This is a genomic window from Deltaproteobacteria bacterium (assembly GCA_016219225.1).
In the GTDB taxonomy this organism is placed as follows: Bacteria; Desulfobacterota; RBG-13-43-22; order RBG-13-43-22; family RBG-13-43-22; genus RBG-13-43-22.
Window position 1 is genome coordinate 1 of the sequence record JACRBX010000183.1, and the last position, 3,652, is coordinate 3,652.

Genomic DNA, 3,652 nt, shown 5'->3' on the forward strand with positions numbered 1-3,652 from the left:
AGGGAAATTTTTATTTGACTATATTACCCGGCAGTTATACATTTATAGATAATCAATGAATCCATAGCGATCTATCCCTGGACAATGATGATATCCCCCAATTAAAAAAAGGGGGGTTTAAAAAAGGGCGTCATGCAAAATTTAACAAAAAGCAAATGGTGGTTTTTGATTTTACTGGTTATTCTGGCAGGGTCCTTTTCTCTGGCCAAAGAAAAAAATGATCTTTCCCGCAATCCGGCCGGTTCGGCAGAGGAGTGCGCCGAAGAAAATAAAAAGACCTCTGATCCGAACCTGTTAACTCCTGCCCCGAAAGCCGGTTTAGAGAGGAAAGAAAATAACCCCGCAACGTTAATACCGACTCCTTTCAAGATTCAGGAAGATACCCAGAAAGAGGGCTGAAGCTGACCTAACCATCCGGAGGATGGTAACCTTTTAAAATGGTACAGTGTTTAAGATTTTTGCGCTTGCAACTTGCATCTTGCATCTTGAAACTTTATTTTCGTGTTAAACCCCCGGGGGGTCAGAATCAATAGTGATAGACATTTTAGGTAAAATGAATTTACGTCGAGGCGAACATGAAATTATAAGAGATGTTCTCGGAGTCGGTTATCCTTTGAAGATAGTCGTTTCCGTCGAAGAAAATTTAATGATAGTAATAACAACTTATCCATTAAAAAAGGGAAGGAAAAAATGAGAATCCATTATGATAATGCGGTTGATGCTATATATATTAAATTAGGGAATCAGAAACCGGATGGTGTGGTTGAGATTTCTGAGGGGGTTAATCTGGATACAACATCTGAAAATAAGATTGTAGGAATAGAAATTCTTAATGCCTCCAAAAGAATGAACATCAAAACCATCCTCTCCTACCAACTTGAACTTGATAACAAATTGATTCGAAAAATTGCCTAAGGATCAACCACGGAACAGGCTCTCGCCAGCCGGTGATTTCTGTCTTTCGTAGCCGCTCGGCCGTCTGCTCCATCAATCCCTTTTCTTTTAGCGGCCCAATTATATCATGGCACAAGATCCACCAAAAAAAATATGCGGCTTGAACCGCAATATCTTTTTTTCTGGACTGGTCAGTTTTTTCATGGACTTCAGTTCGGAGATGGTCTACCCCCTGGTGCCCTTGTTTCTTTCGTCTGTTCTCGGGGTTCATAAATCGGTCATCGGTCTGATTGAGGGTATAGCCGAGAGCACGGCCAGTCTGCTCAAGGTTTTTTCCGGCTGGCTTTCCGACCGTCTGGGCCATCGGAAATGGCTCATGGTTATCGGCTACGGAATTTCCACCCTGAGCCGTCCCTTGGTGGCCACGGCCCCGAATTGGGGGCAGGTCCTGGCCTCCCGCTTTATGGACCGCTTCGGCAAGGGGATCCGCAACGCCCCGAGAGACGCCCTGATCGCCGAATCGTGTGAAATCCCCAACCTGGGACGGTCCTTCGGTTTCCATCGGGGGATGGATACCCTGGGGGCCGTTGTTGGGCCGGCGGTTGCCTTTGGCCTCCTGGCTTATTTCAATGGACAATATCGATTGGTCTTCTGGCTTTCCATGATCCCCGGGGCCTTGGCTGCCCTGACCATTATTTTTTTTATTCGGGAAACCAGGGCCTGTCCGATTGATGCGGCTCTAAAACCAAAATTGGGCTGGTCCAGTTTTGACGGCTCTTATAAATTTTTTGTTGTGGTGGCCACCCTCTTCTCCCTGGGAAACTCCAGCGATGTTTTTTTGATCTTGCGGGCTCAGAATGTGGGAATTCCAGTGGCTGTCATTCCCCTGGTCTATCTGGTTTTTAATGTCGTCTATGGTTTGGGGGCATTGCCAGCCGGCATCCTTTCCGACCGCATCGGTCCTAAGCCGATCCTCTTCCTGGCCTTCATTTTTTTTGGATTTATCTATCTGGGCTTTGCCAGGGCAAGCCAGCCCAGTCATATTTGGCTGCTCTTTGTTGCTTACGGGATCTTTATGGCCATGACCGAAGGGGTTCAGAAAGCCTTTTTAGCTACCCTGGTCCCCCGGGAATTCAAGGCCACCGGTTTTGGGTTTTATAATACGCTGGTGGGCCTGGCCGTGCTTCCGGCCAGTCTTATAGGGGGATTTTTATGGGACCGCTTCGGCCCCCAGGCCACCTTTCTGTATGGCTCGGCTACGGCCTGGCTGTCGGCCCTTTTGTTTATTTTTTGGATTATCTCCAAAAAAGTTGGCAGTGATAAAAGGATCACTTGAAGCCTTGGCCTCATTTCAAGAAAGCTGCCCTCGCCATTCTCAAAGATAAGAGAACGGGTTTAGTCATCGCCGGGAAAATTTTTTGATTGAAGGATACATCGAAGCGCTCCAGGCGCGGGTTCGCTTCTAATGAATGTCGAGTTGTATTTTGATGGCCTCTTCTATCTTACACATATCCTCTTGCGCAAGAATGCCGGCACGCCTGAAAAGCCTCTCTTTACTGACCGTGGCCAACTGATCGGCCATGGCCTTACTTTCTTTGCCTTCAAAAATCACGGTGGCCTCGCTGGGGTAGAGACGATCTATGTTGCCGGTGAGAGGGATGACTTGAACTCGGTTCAGGAATTTGTTCGAAGCGTCGTTGCTTATGATAACGGCCGGGCGTTTCTTCTTGATTTCGCTGCCGATGGCTGGATCGAAGTTGACCCACCAGACTTCACGCCGTTTCATGGGTTATATCCTTGAAGGTAGTCTCAGCCCATTCCCCGGCTTCTTTCTCCCGCTTCTTATCCCTGGCCATTTCCGCATAGGCCGATTCCAGATTAGGCCGGACTACGTGTGGCCGGACCAGTTCCTGAACGAACCGGCTTATTTTGCGGGGACCAATGGTCTTGTGGAGCCCCTCATAGACTTCTTCATCAACGGTTATGGTCAGCTTTTTCTGTATGGCTTACCTCCTCGTCATTATACGTGTACTGTACGTGTAGTGCCGGGCGATGTCAATAGCAAAAACCGGCCAGTCTAAGCCCTTGGCCTTCGGTGCCAAAGTTCCCGTTTAAGTCCCTCGTAGACATTGAAGACGATCGGGCAAACATGGCAATTTAAAAAGGCATGGTTGACCCTAAAGATAAAATCCCGCCCAATTATCCTTTTCCCGAAGCCGAGCGAATTTGGCAATCCTTTTGATATCGGTCTCTATTTCCATACGTTAGCCCGTACCAACCCTCAATTTCAACCGTGTCTTGTTGCGCCATTCCAATGGCACACTACTTGGACTTGAACTCCTTAAGCTTTGTATGTTCGATGAGTTGGTCAAGTCTTGAGCGTGAAAACCTTGCCTCTGGTCGCGAGGAAGGGCACTTCAAAAAGATACTTCGGCATAAGGAACTCCATATTCTTCGAGATTTTCACGCACGCCAAACAAAGGCCTGTAGCGAGACAAATCTTCCGGTTTAAGAAGACGTTCGATAAAGATGTCCGATCTCCTTCTCCAACTGCCGACCTAATGAGTCGGCCGCCTGAAGATATTCATCGGCCCAACAGTTATTTTTTTTGGGGTTAGAATTTTATAACTTATTATCATGATTGAAATTTTCTATCAATTGATTAAATCACCTATGGACAGGCTGAGGATTTTTCGATATAAAAGATGATAGAATTAAACGGGATTATGGAAAGATAAATGGCCCAGTCTAAAATTAA

4 protein-coding genes are annotated in these 3,652 nt (G+C 46.8%); 3 read left to right on the forward strand and 1 reads right to left on the reverse strand.

Annotated features, from left to right (window positions below; all coding sequences use genetic code 11):
- Positions 1 to 132 precede the first annotated feature (132 nt).
- The 3 genes from HY879_15815 to HY879_15825 all read left to right on the forward strand — a co-directional run bounded on the left by HY879_15815 (position 133) and on the right by HY879_15825 (position 2,230).
- On the forward strand, positions 133 to 399 hold the full coding sequence (locus HY879_15815) for a hypothetical protein (protein MBI5604806.1): 267 nt from the start codon (positions 133 to 135) through the stop codon (positions 397 to 399).
- Between the two features lie 291 nt (positions 400 to 690).
- Entirely contained in the window at positions 691 to 915 is a 225-nt protein-coding gene (locus tag HY879_15820; GenBank protein MBI5604807.1) for a DUF2283 domain-containing protein, read from the forward strand.
- Between the two features lie 106 nt (positions 916 to 1,021).
- Positions 1,022 to 2,230, forward strand: coding sequence for an MFS transporter (locus HY879_15825; protein MBI5604808.1), 1,209 nt, complete (start codon positions 1,022 to 1,024; stop codon positions 2,228 to 2,230).
- Positions 2,231 to 2,356: 126 nt separating this feature from the next.
- Here HY879_15825 and HY879_15830 read toward each other — a convergent pair whose 3' ends face one another.
- The gene (locus HY879_15830; protein ID MBI5604809.1) at positions 2,357 to 2,680 is read right to left on the reverse strand and encodes a type II toxin-antitoxin system PemK/MazF family toxin; all 324 of its coding nucleotides are present in this window, start codon (positions 2,678 to 2,680) and stop codon (positions 2,357 to 2,359) included.
- Between the last annotated feature and the right edge of the window lie 972 nt (positions 2,681 to 3,652).